This is a genomic window from Pseudomonas sp. GW822-FHT02G04 (genome assembly GCF_058802085.1).
Genome location: NZ_JBXANU010000011.1, coordinates 20,522 through 37,525, shown reverse-complemented (window position 1 = coordinate 37,525; position 17,004 = coordinate 20,522). Strand labels below are relative to the sequence as shown.

18 protein-coding genes are annotated in these 17,004 nt (G+C 60.2%); 11 read left to right on the top strand and 7 right to left on the bottom strand.

The genetic code is table 11. From position 1 onward, the window contains the following. The first annotated feature begins 330 nt into the window (after window positions 1–330). From glnA to ntrC, 6 genes are all read left to right on the top strand, one after another. Entirely contained in the window at window positions 331–1,737 is a 1,407-nt protein-coding gene (gene glnA / locus AC1RO5_RS15785; RefSeq protein ID WP_493176108.1) for a glutamate--ammonia ligase, read from the top strand. Window positions 1,738–1,871: 134 nt separating this feature from the next. Continuing rightward, window positions 1,872–2,420, top strand: a complete 549-nt coding sequence (locus tag AC1RO5_RS15780; RefSeq protein WP_493176106.1) for a chorismate mutase — start codon at window positions 1,872–1,874, stop codon at window positions 2,418–2,420. A gap of 101 nt (window positions 2,421–2,521) precedes the next feature. Continuing rightward, complete coding sequence (locus AC1RO5_RS15775; RefSeq protein ID WP_493176104.1) at window positions 2,522–3,037, top strand: DUF4124 domain-containing protein; 516 nt, start codon at window positions 2,522–2,524, stop codon at window positions 3,035–3,037. Continuing rightward, window positions 3,034–3,654 carry a DUF4124 domain-containing protein gene (locus tag AC1RO5_RS15770; RefSeq protein WP_493176102.1) on the top strand — a complete coding sequence of 207 codons (621 nt, stop codon included), beginning with the start codon at window positions 3,034–3,036 and terminating at the stop codon, window positions 3,652–3,654. Before AC1RO5_RS15775 ends, AC1RO5_RS15770 begins: the two co-directional genes overlap by 4 nt. A gap of 231 nt (window positions 3,655–3,885) precedes the next feature. Then, window positions 3,886–4,971, top strand: a complete 1,086-nt coding sequence (gene glnL / locus AC1RO5_RS15765; protein WP_018929201.1) for a nitrogen regulation protein NR(II) — start codon at window positions 3,886–3,888, stop codon at window positions 4,969–4,971. Further along, a complete protein-coding gene (gene ntrC / locus AC1RO5_RS15760) occupies window positions 4,968–6,404 on the top strand; it encodes a nitrogen regulation protein NR(I) (RefSeq protein ID WP_493176100.1) in 1,437 nt (478 codons plus the stop codon). The genes glnL and ntrC overlap by 4 nt, the downstream gene beginning before the upstream one ends. A 544-nt stretch (window positions 6,405–6,948) precedes the next feature. Here the strand turns inward: ntrC and AC1RO5_RS15755 are convergent. After that, a complete protein-coding gene (locus AC1RO5_RS15755) occupies window positions 6,949–7,389 on the bottom strand; it encodes a hypothetical protein (RefSeq protein WP_493176099.1) in 441 nt (146 codons plus the stop codon). Between AC1RO5_RS15755 and trmL the strand changes: the two genes are divergently transcribed. Then, window positions 7,388–7,843, top strand: coding sequence for a tRNA (uridine(34)/cytosine(34)/5-carboxymethylaminomethyluridine(34)-2'-O)-methyltransferase TrmL (gene trmL, locus AC1RO5_RS15750; protein WP_007939438.1), 456 nt, complete (start codon window positions 7,388–7,390; stop codon window positions 7,841–7,843). The genes AC1RO5_RS15755 and trmL overlap by 2 nt on opposite strands. Before the next feature lie 137 nt (window positions 7,844–7,980). Here trmL and secB read toward each other — a convergent pair whose 3' ends face one another. The 3 genes from secB to AC1RO5_RS15735 are packed head-to-tail and all read right to left on the bottom strand — an operon-like array spanning window position 7,981 to window position 9,192. Then, the gene (secB, locus tag AC1RO5_RS15745) at window positions 7,981–8,466 is read right to left on the bottom strand and encodes a protein-export chaperone SecB (protein ID WP_007939439.1); all 486 of its coding nucleotides are present in this window, start codon (window positions 8,464–8,466) and stop codon (window positions 7,981–7,983) included. 56 nt (window positions 8,467–8,522) lie between these two features. Then, window positions 8,523–8,777 (bottom strand): glutaredoxin 3, encoded by a 255-nt coding sequence (gene grxC, locus AC1RO5_RS15740; RefSeq protein WP_007939440.1) that lies wholly within the window; start codon window positions 8,775–8,777, stop codon window positions 8,523–8,525. A 1-nt stretch (window position 8,778) separates the two neighbouring features. Continuing rightward, on the bottom strand, window positions 8,779–9,192 hold the full coding sequence (locus tag AC1RO5_RS15735) for a rhodanese-like domain-containing protein (RefSeq protein ID WP_096481392.1): 414 nt from the start codon (window positions 9,190–9,192) through the stop codon (window positions 8,779–8,781). Window positions 9,193–9,345: 153 nt separating this feature from the next. On the opposite strand from AC1RO5_RS15735, the gene gpmI reads away from it, so the two are divergent. From gpmI to AC1RO5_RS15715, 4 genes are all read left to right on the top strand, one after another. Beyond that, window positions 9,346–10,875: a 2,3-bisphosphoglycerate-independent phosphoglycerate mutase gene (gpmI, locus tag AC1RO5_RS15730; protein ID WP_493176096.1), complete on the top strand. Its 1,530-nt coding sequence runs from the start codon at window positions 9,346–9,348 to the stop codon at window positions 10,873–10,875. Window positions 10,876–11,169: 294 nt separating this feature from the next. Further along, window positions 11,170–12,462 carry a murein hydrolase activator EnvC family protein gene (locus tag AC1RO5_RS15725; protein WP_493176094.1) on the top strand — a complete coding sequence of 431 codons (1,293 nt, stop codon included), beginning with the start codon at window positions 11,170–11,172 and terminating at the stop codon, window positions 12,460–12,462. Between the two features lie 31 nt (window positions 12,463–12,493). Next, window positions 12,494–13,813 (top strand): S41 family peptidase, encoded by a 1,320-nt coding sequence (locus AC1RO5_RS15720; RefSeq protein ID WP_493176242.1) that lies wholly within the window; start codon window positions 12,494–12,496, stop codon window positions 13,811–13,813. A gap of 1 nt (window position 13,814) precedes the next feature. Continuing rightward, window positions 13,815–14,597 carry a divergent polysaccharide deacetylase family protein gene (locus tag AC1RO5_RS15715; protein WP_493176092.1) on the top strand — a complete coding sequence of 261 codons (783 nt, stop codon included), beginning with the start codon at window positions 13,815–13,817 and terminating at the stop codon, window positions 14,595–14,597. 38 nt (window positions 14,598–14,635) lie between these two features. Here the strand turns inward: AC1RO5_RS15715 and AC1RO5_RS15710 are convergent, their stop codons facing one another. From AC1RO5_RS15710 to hisA, 3 genes are all read right to left on the bottom strand, one after another. Further along, on the bottom strand, window positions 14,636–15,391 hold the full coding sequence (locus AC1RO5_RS15710; protein ID WP_493176090.1) for a substrate-binding periplasmic protein: 756 nt from the start codon (window positions 15,389–15,391) through the stop codon (window positions 14,636–14,638). Between the two features lie 72 nt (window positions 15,392–15,463). Beyond that, window positions 15,464–16,234: an imidazole glycerol phosphate synthase subunit HisF gene (gene hisF, locus AC1RO5_RS15705; RefSeq protein ID WP_007897430.1), complete on the bottom strand. Its 771-nt coding sequence runs from the start codon at window positions 16,232–16,234 to the stop codon at window positions 15,464–15,466. A 9-nt stretch (window positions 16,235–16,243) separates the two neighbouring features. Further along, window positions 16,244–16,981, bottom strand: coding sequence for a 1-(5-phosphoribosyl)-5-[(5-phosphoribosylamino)methylideneamino]imidazole-4-carboxamide isomerase (gene hisA, locus AC1RO5_RS15700; RefSeq protein WP_019581800.1), 738 nt, complete (start codon window positions 16,979–16,981; stop codon window positions 16,244–16,246). Window positions 16,982–17,004: the final 23 nt, after the last annotated feature.

Here is a 17,004-nt window from a genome sequence, read left to right as displayed (position 1 = left end):
GAAAACAGCGCGCGCAGGGCCAGCCGAAAAAGGGGGGCGCGGATTATAGCGGAAATTGCTCAAGGTTTAACCAGTTAATGTGCAGAAGGTTTTGCACGCACCAAAACAGGTCATTTATGGAATTCGACGCTACATTACAGGGCGAGATTTTGCGCTTTATGGTGCGCCACCCCCTAATAAGCGTGATATTGGGGCAAAAAACCCATGATGAGGCACTGGCATGCAATTTGCTCCCTTGTGAGGCAGGTTGCCTTGGCAGAGTATTCGCGCCGGCATCACCCACATTCTAAGGGCATCCACTACTAAGCCCGAAGCCACCCGGAGGACACTATGTCGAAGTCGGTTCAACTCATCAAAGATCATGACGTCAAGTGGATTGATCTGCGCTTCACGGACACCAAAGGCACTCAGCACCACGTGACCATGCCGGCTCGCGATGTGCTGGATGAAGCTTTCTTCGAAGAAGGCAAAATGTTCGACGGTTCCTCCATCGCTGGCTGGAAAGGCATCGAAGCTTCCGACATGATCCTGATGCCGGACGACAGCACTGCCGTTCTCGACCCGTTCACCGAAGAGCCGACCCTGATCCTGGTTTGCGACGTGATCGAGCCTTCGACCATGCAAGGCTACGACCGCGACCCACGGGCGATCGCCAAGCGTGCCGAGGAATACCTGAAGTCGACCGGTATCGGCGACACCGTATTTGTGGGTCCAGAGCCTGAGTTCTTCATCTTCGACGAAGTGAAGTTCAAGTCCGACATCTCCGGCTCCATGTTCAAAATCTTCTCCGAACAAGGTTCGTGGATGTCCGACCAGGACGTGGAAGGCGGCAACAAAGGCCACCGTCCAGGCGTCAAAGGTGGCTACTTCCCGGTTCCACCGTTCGACCACGACCACGAAATCCGTACCTCCATGTGCAACGCCATGGAAGAAATGGGCCTGGTCATCGAAGTTCACCACCACGAAGTGGCGACTGCCGGTCAGAACGAAATCGGCGTGAAGTTCAACACCCTGGTTGCCAAGGCTGACGAAGTTCAGACCCTGAAATACTGCGTACACAACGTAGCTGATGCATACGGCCGCACCGCGACCTTCATGCCTAAGCCTCTGTACGGCGACAACGGTTCGGGTATGCACGTTCACCTGTCCATCGCCAAAGATGGCAAGAACACCTTCGCTGGCGAAGGCTATGCCGGCCTGTCTGACACCGCTCTGTACTTCATCGGCGGCATCATCAAGCACGGTAAGGCTCTGAACGGCTTCACCAACCCGTCGACCAACTCCTACAAGCGTCTGGTCCCAGGTTTCGAAGCTCCAGTGATGCTGGCCTACTCGGCTCGCAACCGTTCCGCTTCGATCCGTATTCCTTACGTGTCCAGCCCTCGCGCTCGCCGTATCGAAGCCCGTTTCCCGGATCCAGCAGCTAACCCGTACCTGGGCTTCGCTGCACTGTTGATGGCTGGCCTGGACGGCATCCAGAACAAGATCCACCCTGGCGACGCAGCTGACAAAAACCTGTACGACCTGCCGCCTGAAGAGGCGAAAGAGATCCCACAAGTTTGCGGCAGCCTGAAAGAAGCCCTGGAAGAGCTGGACAAAGGTCGTGCGTTCCTGACCAAAGGTGGCGTTTTCAGCGACGACTTCATCGACGCTTACATCGCTCTGAAAAGCGAAGAAGAAATCAAGGTTCGCACCTTCGTACACCCACTGGAATATGAGCTGTACTACAGCTGCTGATCCGGTAGCGCCGCGACACGCGGCGTGACAAAAGAGAGGCCTCCTTCGGGAGGCCTTTTTTGTGGGCGAACGTCTGTCATCGGATGCCCGGTTGCGTGCATCATGCCCGTCATCCGATAAAGCCGAGATCCTCCATGCGCCTACGCCCATGCCTTGCCTTGTTCACTGCCTTGCTGGCCAACAGCGCTTTTGCCAGCCCGGCACCTGCCACCCTCGCCCCGCTGCTTGGCACCATTGAGGAGCGCCTGGCGATTGCCGATCAAGTCGCGTTGAGCAAATGGGACAGCGGCAAACCCGTCGAGGACCGTCAGCGCGAGCGTGAGGTGATTGCCGGCGCCGTTGCTCTGGCACCTGCTTATAAATTGAGCAACGAAGCCGTCGAACAGCTCTTCTCGGCGCAGATCGAGGCCAACAAACTGGTGCAATATGCGCATTTGTCTGACTGGCATGCGCAAGGCAAGGCTCCCAACGACCCTCGCCCGGATCTCGTCGGGCAGATTCGCCCGCAACTTGATCAGTTACAAAAACGCCTGCTGCAACAACTGGCCGATTTCAGCCCTTATCGCAACGACCCGCAGTGCCCATCCTGGCTGGCCAAGGCCAACAAATCCGGCGCCCAAGTGTCACTGCGCGAGCTCGCCCGGGTACGCGCCACCGCCGAGTTGTGCAGCGCCAGCCGCTGAGCCGGCCTGCCGACATGCGCTGATGTGCTCTATGCTCAGCGCTTAGTCGCCACGAACGGAATAGGGCCGGACACTTGCCCAACGGCCAATGGAAGCCTGCAATGCGCTCATTGTTGTTATGCCTGCTCGTACTGATCGCCCTGCCCGCCACCGCGCAGATCTACAAGTACACCGATGCCAATGGCAACACTGCCTACAGCAATCAACCGCCCGATGGCGTTAACGCCCAGCCGGTCGAATTGCCACCGCTCAACAGCGTCGAGCGTCAGTCGCCAAGCGAGCCGGTAGCGCCTGCGCAAGCCAGTAGCCGTGACCAGCCCCACAGCGCTTATCAGGTGCTGGAGTTGACCGGCCTGCCCACCGAAGAAGCCTTGCGCGCCAACAACGGCACGTTCACCGTCAGCGTATTGATCAATCCACGCCTGCAAGGCTCTCATCGATTGAGGCTGTTGCTGGACGGCCAATCCTACGGCCAGCCAAGTAACGTGCCGATTCTGCAACTGGTGAACATCGACCGTGGCGAGCACAACCTCGCGGTTCAGGTGATCGACGGGCAAAACGTCGTGCAACAGAGCCCCACCGTGACCTTCACCGTACAACGGGTGCATAAGCCTTGAGGGCCTGGTTGTTGATCGCGTGCCTGGTCTGTCTGCCGGCAATGGCCGAAGTTTTCACCTACGTCGATGCCCAGGGTAATCGGGTCTTCACCGATCAGCCGGGAACCCGCAACGCCAAGCGCGTGCCACTGGCGACCAGTAATCGAATGTCGGCCAACCCGAGCGGCGCGGCTCCCATGACGGCGACAAAATCAAAACTGGCCATACCACTGTTTCATTACGACATGCTTCGGGTGCTGGTACCGGAACCGGATGCCACGATCCGTAGCAGTGCCGGTGAATTGATCGTCAGCGTTACCAGCGAACCCGGCCTGCAACGGGGCCATCGTTACCGATTGCTGCTGGACGGCCAGCCCACCGCCGAGCCCGGCCCCAGCCCGGTATTCGCCCTGAACAACATCGACCGCGGCAGCCACAACCTGTCGGTGGAAATCCTCGACGAACAGGGCCGCACCGTCGAACGCACGGCCAATCAGCCGTTCCACATGCTGCGCATTTCCCTGGCGCAGAAACGCCAGGTCAAACCCTGCGTCCTCACCGACTACGGCCAACGGCCGGAATGCCCCCTCAAAGACAAACCCGAAGAAGAAAAAAGCTCCTTCCTGCGCTTCTTCTAACTTCGTTCAGGCTTGCGCACCATATTGGTGCAACAATCTGCACCATACTCACATCTCAACCCATTTTGGTTCGAAAGTACCCGCAAAAGCTGGCAGAACGCCACGCAAACGAGCGTAAAACGCCTGTTTCAGGCTCTAAACGCTTCTTTTCGGAGCCTTGGTTTGGTTTTTGCATTTTCCTCGTATCAGCGCTTGTTTCCTTTCGCGCGCCCTGCTCCAAAAGAGGTCCTGATGACCATTAGCGACGCACTACACCGCTTGCTACTCGACAACCTGACCACCGCCACCATCCTGCTCGACGCCGAACTGCGCCTCGAGTACATGAACCCGGCGGCGGAGATGCTCCTGGCCATCAGCGGCCAGCGTAGCCATGGGCAGTTCATCAGTGAGCTGTTCACCGAATCCACCGAAGCGCTGAACTCCCTGCGCCAGGCGGTCGAGCAGGCGCACCCGTTCACCAAGCGCGAAGCGATGCTCACCGCCCTCACCGGCCAGACCCTGACCGTCGACTACGCGGTAACGCCGATCCTGAGCAATGGCGACACGATGCTGCTGCTGGAGGTTCATCCCCGCGACCGCTTGCTGCGGATCACCAAGGAAGAGGCACAACTGTCGAAGCAGGAAACCAGCAAAATGCTGGTGCGCGGTCTCGCCCACGAGATCAAGAACCCTCTCGGCGGGATTCGCGGCGCGGCTCAGTTGCTCGCCCGTGAGTTGCCGGAAGAAAGCCTGCGCGATTACACCAACGTCATCATTGAAGAGGCCGATCGCCTGCGCAATCTGGTGGATCGCATGCTCGGCTCTAACAAGCTGCCGTCGCTGGCCATGTGCAATGTCCACGAAGTGCTGGAGCGTGTGTGTCAGTTGGTGGAGGCCGAAAGTCAGGGCTGCATCACTTTGGTGCGCGACTACGACCCAAGCATTCCGGATGTCTTGATTGATCGCGAACAGATGATTCAAGCCGTGCTGAACATCGTCCGCAACGCGATGCAGGCCATCAGCAGCCAGAACGAGCTGCGCCTTGGCCGCATCAGCTTGCGTACCCGCGCCATGCGCCAGTTCACCATCGGCCACGTGCGCCATCGCCTGGTGACCAAGATCGAAATCATCGACAACGGCCCGGGGATCCCCGCCGAGCTGCAGGAAACCATCTTCTTCCCTATGGTCAGCGGCCGCCCGGACGGTACCGGGCTGGGCCTGGCCATTACCCAGAACATCATCAGCCAGCACCAGGGCCTGATCGAATGTGACAGCCATCCAGGCCACACCACGTTCTCGATCTTTCTGCCACTGGAACAAGGAGCCACATCGACATGAGCCGTAGTGAAACCGTGTGGATCGTCGATGACGACCGTTCTATCCGTTGGGTCCTGGAAAAAGCCTTGCAACAGGAAGGCATGACCACGCAAAGCTTCGACAGCGCCGACGGCGTGATGAGCCGCCTGGCGCGCCAGCAGCCGGACGTGATCATCTCCGACATTCGCATGCCGGGTGCCAGCGGCCTGGACCTTCTGGCGCGGATTCGCGAACAACACCCACGGCTGCCAGTCATCATCATGACCGCTCACTCTGACCTGGATAGCGCTGTCGCGTCCTATCAGGGTGGCGCGTTCGAATACCTGCCCAAGCCGTTCGACGTCGACGAAGCCGTTTCCCTGGTCAAGCGCGCCAATCAGCACGCTCAAGAACAACAAGGCCTGGAAGTCGTCCCGACGCTGACCCGCACCCCGGAAATCATCGGCGAAGCGCCGGCGATGCAGGAAGTGTTTCGCGCCATCGGGCGCTTGAGCCACTCCAACATCACCGTGCTGATCAACGGCGAATCCGGGACCGGTAAAGAACTGGTGGCCCACGCCCTGCACCGTCACAGCCCACGGGCGACCTCGCCGTTCATTGCGCTGAACATGGCGGCGATCCCCAAGGACCTGATGGAATCCGAGCTGTTCGGCCATGAAAAAGGCGCGTTCACCGGCGCAGCCAACCTGCGTCGCGGGCGTTTTGAACAGGCCGACGGCGGCACGCTGTTCCTCGATGAAATCGGCGACATGCCGGCGGACACCCAAACTCGCTTGCTGCGAGTACTGGCGGATGGCGAGTTTTACCGCGTCGGCGGTCACACGCCGGTGAAGGTCGATGTACGCATCATCGCTGCAACTCACCAGAATCTGGAAACCCTGGTGCACGCCGGGAAATTCCGTGAGGACTTGTTCCACCGCCTCAACGTGATCCGCATCCACATTCCACGGCTGTCGGACCGTCGCGAAGACATCCCGACCCTGGCCAAGCACTTCCTCAGCCGCGCCGCGCAAGAGCTGGCGGTGGAACCGAAGCTGCTGAAAAGCGAAACCGAGGAATACCTGAAAAACCTGCCATGGCCGGGCAACGTGCGTCAGCTGGAGAACACCTGCCGCTGGATCACCGTGATGGCTTCGGGTCGCGAAGTGCACATCAGCGACCTGCCGCCAGAGCTGCTGAGCCTGCCGCAGGATTCGGCACCGGTGACCAACTGGGAGCAGGCGCTGCGCCAGTGGGCCGACCAGGCGCTGGCACGCGGCCAATCGAGCCTGCTCGACAGCGCCGTGCCGAGTTTCGAGCGGATAATGATCGAAACCGCCCTCAAACACACCGCCGGCCGCCGCCGCGACGCCGCCGTGCTGCTGGGCTGGGGGCGCAATACCTTGACGCGCAAGATCAAGGAATTGGGGATGAAGGTAGATGGTGGGGATGATGATGAGGGGGATGAGGGTTAATCCCTTCACCTGATCGTTCCCACGCTCCCGCGTGGGAATGCCTCAATGGACGCTCTGCGTCCGCTTCGGCAGGGACGCGGAGCGTCCCGGGCTGCATTCCCACGCAGAGCGTGGGAACGATCATCGTCCCTCCGTGCACCGCCGCAATGCACCGTGAACCGCAATCGCGCACGGCATCTACTTTGAAGTCCTCGATTCATCCGCAACAAAACCCGAACTGCAAAAACACAAAAGCCCCGTAATACGGGGCCTTCAGCGCTGCTCAGCGACTTCTTTCTTCAATCTGTCAAAAACTGGCACGCGCCCTGCAATAGTCCAATCAGTGATTCGATTCACTACCCAGTTTCGGGGACCTTGGTACAGGCAGGCCGGGGATTCCCCTCTTTACACCGGGCTCACACCGCAACAGCGACGAGCCCACCCAGTTTTGGGGTCCTTGGTACAGGCAGGCCGGGGATTCCCTCTTTACACTGGGCTCACGATGCAATGCGCGAGCCCTCCCGTTTTGGGAACCTTGGTACAGGCAGGCCGGGGATTCCCTCTTTTATTGCTCTCGGAGATGGATCTCCAGCCGCCAGCGGTCATCGACCTCGCTACCGGCCCACTCACCCTGCAGTGGCCGGGCCGCCACCACCGTCAGCAACAATCCCCCATCACTCAATCGCGTTCGCCAGTTCACGTCCTTGCCGTTGAGCTTGAACTGACCTTTCTGTGCACGGCCTTCAGCCTCAAACAGCAACGCAACACTGCCGTCGACCATCTCGCCGTGGTTTTTTGGTTCGTTGTTGAACCACACCACCAACCCATCGCTGGTCACCTCGACCTGCTGCAAAACGCTGGGGTCAGGCGCGGTCAGACGACCGATCATCAGGCCCACCATCACCCCGACAATCGCCAGCGAAGCCATCACCCGCGGGAATAGTTTCGAACGGGGATCCGCTTGCGGCGTAGAATGCTGCTCATCTTTACCTTCGGAGCCGTGCATGTTTCACGTCATCCTTTTCCAACCAGAAATTCCGCCGAATACCGGCAACGTTATCAGGCTGTGCGCCAACAGTGGCTGCCACCTGCATTTGATCGAACCGCTGGGCTTCGAGATGGACGACAAGCGCCTGCGCCGGGCGGGCCTCGATTACCACGAGTATGCCACCCTGCAACGCCATGCAGACCTCGCCAGTTGTCTGGAAAGCCTCGGCCACCCTCGACTGTTCGCCTTTACCACCAAGGGCTCGCGGCCGTTTCACGACGCCAGCTTCGCCGAGGGCGATGCGTTCCTGTTCGGCCCGGAAAGCCGCGGCTTGCCAGCCGAAGTGCTCGACGCCCTGCCCGGCGAACAACGCCTGCGCCTGCCCATGCGCGAAGGCTGTCGCAGCCTGAACCTGTCCAACACCGTGGCCATCGCGGTGTACGAGGCGTGGCGCCAGCTCGGGTTCAAGTAGGACCACCGGTGTGACGCGGAGCGTCACGGGCTGCATTCCCACGCAGAGCGTGGGAACGATCATTGCCCCCTGCGAGTTCGTTTGCCCCATGAAAAAAGCGCCCGTTACGGCGCTTTTTTCGTTACGGCATCGAACGCTTATTGAACGGTCGGAGTCTCGCCAGCCGCCTGCATACGTTGCAGCTCTTGTGCGTACAGCGCGTCGAAGTTCACCGGAGCCAGCATCAGGGCCGGGAACGAACCGCGGGTCACCAGGCTGTCCAGGGTTTCGCGAGCGTACGGGAACAGGATGTTCGGGCAGAACGCGCCCAGGGTGTGGCTCATCGACGCCGCGTCCAGGTTCTTGATCAGGAAGATCCCGGCCTGTTGCACTTCAGCAATGAACGCCACTTCTTCACCGTTTTTCACGGTGACAGACAGGGTCAGCACGACTTCGTGGAAGTCACCTTCCAGGGCCTTCTGACGGGTGTTCAGATCCAGACCGACGCTCGGTTCCCACTGCTGGCGGAAGATTGCCGGGCTTTTCGGGGCTTCGAAGGACAAGTCACGTACGTAGATGCGCTGCAAGGAGAATTGCGGTGCGTTTTCTTCTTCGCTAGCTGCAGTGTTCTGTTGGTCAGTCATCTCAGATCCTTTCTGATCTCGGGTCTTATAGGATTAGCTATTTCTAAGTAACGCAGTCAGGCCTTGAGCATGGCGTCGAGCTTGCCGGCGCGCTCCAGGGCAAACAAATCATCACAGCCGCCAACGTGGGTACTGCCGATCCAGATCTGCGGCACGGACGTACGCCCGGCCTTCTGAGCCATCGCGGCACGCACCTGCGGCTTGCCATCGACCTTGATCTCTTCGAAGGCTACGCCTTTGTTCTCGAGCAAGTACTTGGCTCGAGAGCAATAAGGGCAGTAATCGCTGGAATAGACGACGACGTTGTTCATATCACTTCACCAGTGGCAGATTGTCGGCTTTCCAGCTGGAAATACCGCCAGACAGCTTGGCAGCGGTGAAGCCGGCTTTCACCAGTTCACGGGCATGAGTGCCGGCAGTCTGGCCCAGGGCGTCGACCAGAATAATGGTCTTGGCCTTGTGCTTTTCCAGTTCGCCGACGCGAGCGGTCAGTTTGTCCTGAGGAATGTTCAACGCGCCAACGATGTGACCGGCGGCGAAATCCTTGGTCGGACGAATGTCGACCACTACGCCTGCGTCCTTGTTGACCAGCCCGGTCAGTTCACCGGTGCTCAGGCTGCGGCCGCCGCCTTGCATCTGATAGGCCAATAGCAGGGCCGCCAGTACAACGAAGATACCCACGAGAATGTAGTGGTTGGTGGCGAATTGAATCAGGTGATCAACCATCGAAGGAGGTTCCAGGGCGTTAAAATGTCGGCCAGTATACACAGCCACTATGGTGGGCCAAACCCCGTCCGGCGGTGACGGCGCCGGAACTTAGCTTTAAACTCCTACTCCCTTTTCCATCGCCCTCTTTTAATTCAGCCACGAGTGGAATCCATGACTACCACGCCTAAACCTTTGGTCCTGATTATTCTCGACGGCTTCGGTCACAGTGAGAGCCCTGAATCCAACGCCATCTATGCGGCGAAGAAGCCCGTACTGGACCGTCTGTGGGCCACCGTGCCGAACGGCCTGATCTCGGGCAGCGGCATGGACGTCGGCTTGCCGGACGGCCAGATGGGCAACTCTGAAGTTGGCCACATGAACCTCGGCGCCGGCCGGGTGGTGTATCAGGACTTCACGCGCGTGACCAAAGCGATCCGTGACGGCGAGTTCTTCGAGAACCCGACCATCTGCGCCGCGGTGGATAAAGCCGTTGCTGCCGGCAAGGCCGTGCACTTCATGGGTCTGCTGTCCGATGGCGGCGTTCACAGCCACCAGGACCACCTGATCGCCATGGCTGAACTGGCCTTCAAGCGCGGCGCCGAAAAAATCTACCTGCACGCCTTCCTCGACGGCCGCGATACTCCGCCGAAAAGCGCCCAGTCGTCGATCGAGTTGCTGGACGCGACCTTCCAGGCCCTCGGCAAAGGCCGGATCGCCAGCATTATTGGCCGCTACTACGCCATGGACCGCGACAACCGTTGGGATCGCGTGTCCCAGGCCTACAACCTGATTGTCGATGGCGCCAGCGAATTCAACGCCGCCACCGCCCAGGAAGGCCTGCAAGCCGCGTACGAACGTGGCGAGAGCGACGAATTCGTCAAAGCCACCAGCATCGGTGAGCCGGTGAAGGTCGAAGATGGCGACGCCGTGGTCTTCATGAACTTCCGCGCCGACCGTGCCCGCGAACTGACCCGCGTGTTCGTCGAAGACGATTTCAAGGAATTCGAACGTGCTCGCCAGCCAAAACTGGCCGGTTTCGTCATGTTGACCCAATACGCCGCCAGCATCCCCGCGCCGTCGGCTTTCGCTGCGGGCAGCCTGGAAAACGTACTGGGCGATTACCTGGCGAAAAACGGCAAGACTCAGCTGCGCATCGCCGAAACCGAGAAATATGCCCACGTGACCTTCTTCTTCTCCGGCGGTCGCGAAGAACCGTTCCCGGGCGAAGAACGCATCCTGATCCCGTCGCCAAAAGTCGCCACCTATGACTTGCAGCCCGAGATGAGTGCCCCGGAAGTCACCGACCGCATCGTCGATGCCATTGAAAACCAGCGTTACGACGTGATCGTGGTCAACTACGCCAACGGCGACATGGTCGGCCACAGTGGTGTGTTCGAGGCGGCTGTCAAAGCGGTCGAGTGCCTGGACCTGTGCGTGGGCCGCATCGTCGATGCCCTGGAAAAAGTCGGCGGCGAAGCCCTGATTACCGCCGACCACGGCAACGTCGAGCAAATGTCCGACGCCTCCACCGGCCAGGCCCACACCGCTCACACCACCGAGCCGGTGCCGTTCATCTATGTCGGCAAGCGTGACTTGAAGGTTCGTGAAGGCGGTGTTCTGGCCGACGTGGCGCCGACCATGCTGAAGTTGCTGGGGCTTGCGAAGCCTGTGGAAATGACCGGAACTTCGATTCTGGTGTAATCCGCCTCTTCAAACACCACACAACCCTGTGGGAGCGGGCTTGTGTGGTGAGGGGGCTTGCCCCCGTTCGGCTGCGTAGCAGTCGTAAAACAACTGCATGCGGTGTACCTGATACACCGCGATTGCAGGTTTTGGGGCCGCTTCGCGACCCAACGGGGGCAAGCCCCCTCGCCACACAGGCTCGCTCCCACATTGGTTTTCAGTCCAGTTATCACACAGCCCCAATTGGGCGTTTTTTTTGCAGCGTGGGGCGGGCATACTAGGCCGTCCCTTTCCCTGGTGTCGCCCGCCTCTATGCTTCGCGTCCTGATAGCCCTCGCTCTGACATGCCTGCTCCAACCGGCCTTTGCCGACGAGCGCACGCAAACCCAACAACAGTTGGACGCCACGCGTCAGGACATTGCCGAACTGAAAAAGCTGCTGGGCAAGCTGCAGGAAGAAAAGTCCGGGGTGCAGAAAGACCTCAAAGGCACCGAAACCGAGATGGGCAAGCTCGAGAAGCAGGTCGAGGCGCTGCAAAAAGAGCTGAAGAAAAGCGAATCCGAGCTGCAGCGACTCGATGCCGAGAAAAAAAAACTCCAGAGCGCGCGCGTTGAACAGCAACGACTGATCGCCATCCAGGCCCGCGCGGCCTATCAGAATGGCCGCCAGGAGTACCTGAAACTGCTGCTCAACCAGCAGAACCCGGAAAAATTCGCCCGCACCCTCACCTATTACGACTACCTGAGCCAGGCCCGCCTGGAGCAGCTGAAGAATTTCAACGAAACCCTGCGCCAACTGGCCAATGTCGAAAAAGACATCTCCATGCAGCAAGCGCAATTGCTGGTGCAGAAAAGCAGCCTCGACAGCCAGCGCGACGAACTCGACAAGGTCCGCAAAGAGCGCCAGCAAGTCCTGGCCAAGCTCAACGACGACGTGAAGGCTCGAGACCAGAAACTGGCCACCCGCGAGCAGGATCAGGCAGATCTGTCTAAAGTCCTTAAAACCATTGAAGAAACCCTGGCCCGTCAGGCCCGTGAGGCAGAAGAAGCGCGGCAAAAAGCGCTGATCGCCCAGCAGGAAGCCGAAAAAAAGCGGTTACGTGAGGCTCAGGCAGCAGCAGACGCCACCGATGCCCCACGCAAACCCGTCAAATCGACGCCCGGCGCCCTGGTTTCAAGTTCAGGCGAGACCTTTGGCGGCCCCTTTGCTTCCACCCGCGGCAAACTTCCATGGCCGGTTGATGGTCGACTGCTGGCGCGCTTCGGTGAAACCCGTGGCGACGATGCCCGAACCAAATGGGACGGCGTGATGATCAGCGCCTCCGCCGGTAGCCAGGTGCATGCCGTTCACGGCGGCCGCGTGGTGTTTGCCGACTGGCTGCGCGGCGCCGGGCTGCTGGTGATTCTCGACCACGGCAACGGTTTTTTGAGTCTTTACGGTCACAACCAGACGCTGCTCAAGTCTGCGGGTGACGTGGTAAAAGCCGGTGAGTCCATCTCCACTGTCGGTAACAGTGGCGGGCAGGACACACCAGCACTGTATTTCGCTATTCGTCAGCAGGGTCACCCGAGTGATCCAGCGCAATGGTGCCGTGCGCAAGGATAAGCACGCCATCTACTTCAGGAGTTCGTTCGACATGCTGCATTTGTCCCGCCTTACCTCGCTGGCCCTGACGATCGCCCTGGTGATCGGCGCGCCTCTGGCGTTTGCCGCTCAACCGGCCCCGGCGGTCGCGCCTGCCGGCACCGCTGCGACCACCAAGGCGCCATTGCCGCTGGACGAGTTGCGCACCTTTGCCGAAGTCATGGACCGGATCAAGGCAGCCTATGTAGAACCGGTAGACGACAAGACCCTGCTGGAAAACGCCATCAAAGGCATGCTCAGCAACCTCGACCCGCACTCCGCCTACCTGGGCCCAGAAGACTTCGCTGAATTGCAGGAAAGCACCAGCGGCGAATTCGGCGGCCTGGGCATCGAAGTCGGCGCGGAAGACGGTTTCATCAAAGTGGTTTCGCCCATCGATGACACCCCGGCCTCCAAGGCTGGCATTCAGGCCGGCGACTTCATCGTCAAGATCAACGGCCAGCCCACTCGCGGCCAGAGCATGACCGAAGCCGTGGACAAGATGCGCGGCAAGATCGGCCAGAAGATCACCCTGACCCTGGTTCGCGACGGCGGCGCGCCATTCGATGTGACGCTGGTCCGCGCCATCATTCAAGTGAAGAGCGTGAAGAGCCAGTTGCTGGAGTCCGGCTACGGCTACCTCCGCATCACCCAGTTCCAGGTCAAGACCGGCGAAGAGGTCTCCAAGGCCCTGGCCAAGCTGCGCAAGGACAACGGCAAGAAGCTCAGCGGCATCGTCCTCGACCTGCGTAACAACCCGGGCGGCGTGCTGCAATCGGCGGTGGAAGTGGTCGACCACTTCATCACCAAGGGCCTGATCGTCTACACCAAGGGCCGCATCGCCAACTCCGAACTGCGCTTCTCCGCCACCGGCAAGGACGAAAGCGAAGCCGTGCCAATGGTCGTGCTGATCAACGGCGGCAGCGCCTCGGCCTCGGAAATTGTCGCCGGCGCCCTGCAGGATCAGAAACGCGCGGTGGTCATGGGCACCACCAGTTTCGGCAAAGGCTCGGTCCAGACCGTGTTGCCGCTGAACAACGATCGCGCACTGAAAATCACCACGGCGCTGTACTACACGCCGAACGGGCGCTCGATCCAGGCTCAGGGCATCGTCCCGGACATCGAAGTGCGCAAGGCCAAGATCACCAACGAGCAGGACGGCGAGTATTTCAAGGAAGCCGATCTGCAAGGTCACCTGGGCAATGGCAACGGCGGCGCCGACAAACCGACCGGTTCCAGCGGCAAAGCCAAGGCCATGCCGCAGGATGACGATTACCAGTTGGCCCAGGCCCTGAGCCTGCTCAAAGGACTGAGCATCACCCGCGGCCACTGAGATGCGCTTGCGGTTGCTACTCGGTCTGCTGTGCAGTCTGGCGGGAGTTGCTTATGCGGCGCCCGCTACGACAGCGACCACAGCTCACAAGGCTTATCTGAGCCTGATCATTGATGACCTGGGGCAGAACCTGCCCCGGGATCGTCGCGTGCTGGCCCTGCCCGGCCCGGTCACCACGGCGATCATGCCCGATACGCCCCACGCCACCGAATTCGCCCGCGAAGCCCATCGCGCCGGCAAGACTGTCATTCTGCACATGCCCATGGACCCGGCCACCGGACCGTTCGCCTGGCATCCCGAGTTGCCCATCGAAGAACTCGAGAAGCGTCTGAATGCGGCGTTCAACGCAGTGCCATACGCCGCCGGCATCAACAACCATATGGGCAGCCGCATGACCGCTCAGCAACCGGCCATGGCCTGGCTGATGGCGGACTTGCAGCGTCGGCACAAGTTCTTCGTCGACAGCCGCACCACTGCACAAACCGTGGCCGCCGCCGAGGCGCAGAAGATCGGTTTGGCGAGCGTTTCGCGGGATGTGTTTCTGGATGATGAGCGCACCGAAGCGGCGATCTTCACGCAACTACAGACGGCGATCAGCCTGGCGCGCAAGCAGGGCTCGGCGGTGATGATCGGGCATCCGTATCCGCAGACGCTGGCGGTGCTGGAGCGTGAGTTGCCCAAGCTCAAGGCTCAGGGGATCGACTGGATCGACATCAAATTGATGATCAGCGTACGTGGCAACAAGGCGACGGCCGGGCATGGGAAAGATGGCGTGTACCGCTGAACAGATCACAGCCTTCGGCTGCGATCTTTTGATTCACGCTACAAATACCGCGCCATGATGTCGTCCACCACGCCTTCCTTGCGCAACTGATCCAGCGCGGCCTGCAGCTTGGCCACGGTCTCATCCGGTACGTCCTTGTTCAGCGCCAGGTACAACTCGGCGCTATTGAAGCGCAGCACAGTCTTGAGCCCGGTCACCCCGTCCTGCCGCGCCAGGTAACGCCCGGCCGGATCGCCGGTGGCCCACAGGTCAATCTGACCGTTAACCAGTTTCTTCGCGTTGTCCTGATCGCGCAGCACCACAATCGGCTTCAGCCCTTGCTTGGCCAGCGTCTCGGCAATCGCATCGCCCTTGTAGGCGCCAATCATGTACTTGCGCGCCTGCTCCAGCGACTCGAGGGTGATCTTGCTATCGGCCTTGGCCAGCATGATCCAGTCGTCCGGGCCGATCGGGCCGACCCACTTGAAGAGTTTCTCGCGGTCCGGCAACCGCGCCATCACAAACACGCCATAACCGGGTTTTTCCAGGGCGAGTTTGTAGATTCGCTCCCAAGGGAAACGCAGCGTCAGACTGTAGGGGATGTCGGCGCGCTTGAACATCTCGCGGACGATATCCACGGCGATGCCGTTGATGTTCTCGTCCTGGGCGAAGTTCTTGCCGTTCTTCGCCATGTTGTACGGCGGGAAATTTTCCGTCAGCAGCACCAGGCCAGTGTCGGGACTTTCTTCGGCATAAACTCCGTTGATGAACAACAGAGAAGCGCTAGCGAGGGCAAGAAGAAGTCGTTTAAGCATGTCGGGCTACCGGAATCCATGGCGTGCCCAAGAGTGCCTTGAGCCCGCCATACTGTCCACCGGCCTGTATGTTTAACGCATCACGATTCCGCGATGAGCCATGTAGGCCTTGGCTTCCTGAACGGTGTATTCGCCGAAGTGGAAAATACTCGCCGCCAATACCGCGCTGGCGTGGCCTTCGAGAATGCCGTCGGCCAGGTGCTGCAAGTTGCCGACACCACCGGAGGCGATCACCGGAATCCCCAGCGCATCGCTGATGGCGCGGGTGACGCCCAGGTCGAAGCCGTTTTTCATGCCGTCCTGGTCCATGCTGGTCAGCAGGATTTCGCCGGCACCGAGGCCTTCCATCTTCTTCGCCCACTCAACGGCGTCGAGGCCGGTTGGCTTGCGACCACCATGGGTGAAGATTTCCCAGCGCGGGGTTTCGCCAGGACCGGAAACTTTCTTGGCGTCGATGGCGACGACAATGCACTGCGAGCCGAAATGCTGCGCCGCTTCGCCGACGAATTCCGGGTTGAACACTGCGGCGGTATTGATCGATACCTTGTCCGCGCCGGCATTCAGCAAATTGCGAATGTCCTGCACGGTACGCACGCCGCCGCCCACGGTCAGCGGGATGAACACCTGGCTGGCCATGCGCTCGACGGTGTGCAGCGTGGTGTCGCGACCGTCGACGCTGGCGGTGATGTCGAGAAAGGTAATCTCGTCGGCACCCTGCTCGTCGTAGCGACGGGCGATTTCCACCGGGTCGCCGGCGTCGCGAATGTTCTCGAACTTGACGCCCTTGACCACCCGGCCGTTATCCACGTCCAGGCAAGGGATGATGCGTTTGGCCAGCGCCATGGTGAGTCCTCAGCCTTTGTACGAATCGCAGAAAGCTTGCGCTTCAGCGACGTCGAGGGTGCCTTCGTAAATCGCCCGGCCGGTGATGGCGCCGATGATGCCGGGCGCCTTGGCGTCGAGCAGCGACTTGATGTCACCCAGATTGTGGATACCGCCGGATGCAATGACCGGGATCTTCGTCGCAGCAGCCAAAGCAGCGGTGTAAGAGACGTTGCAGCCCTGCATCATGCCGTCTTTGGCGATGTCGGTATAAACGATCGCGGACACGCCGTCGGCTTCGAATTGCTTGGCCAGGTCAATGACCTGCACGGTGCTGATTTCAGCCCAGCCGTCGGTGGCGACAAAACCGTCTTTGGCATCGAGGCCGACAATCACCTTGCCCGGGAACGCGCGGCAGGCTTCAGCGACGAAGGCCGGATCTTTCACGGCCTTGGTGCCGATGATCACGTAGCTCACGCCAGCTTTCACGTAGTGTTCAATGGTTTCCAGGGAACGGATACCGCCGCCGATCTGGATCGGCAGGTTCGGGTAGCGCTTGGCGATGGCGGTGACCACTTCGCCGTTGACCGGCTGGCCTTCGAACGCGCCGTTCAGGTCGACCAGATGCAGACGACGGCAACCGCCCTCCACCCACTTGGCAGCCATGCTCACCGGGTCATCGGAGAACACTGTGGAATCTTCCATGCGGCCCTGGCGCAGACGAACACAGGCACCGTCTTTGAGATCGATAGCGGGAATAATCAGCATCTGGCAAACCTTCAAATTCGAGT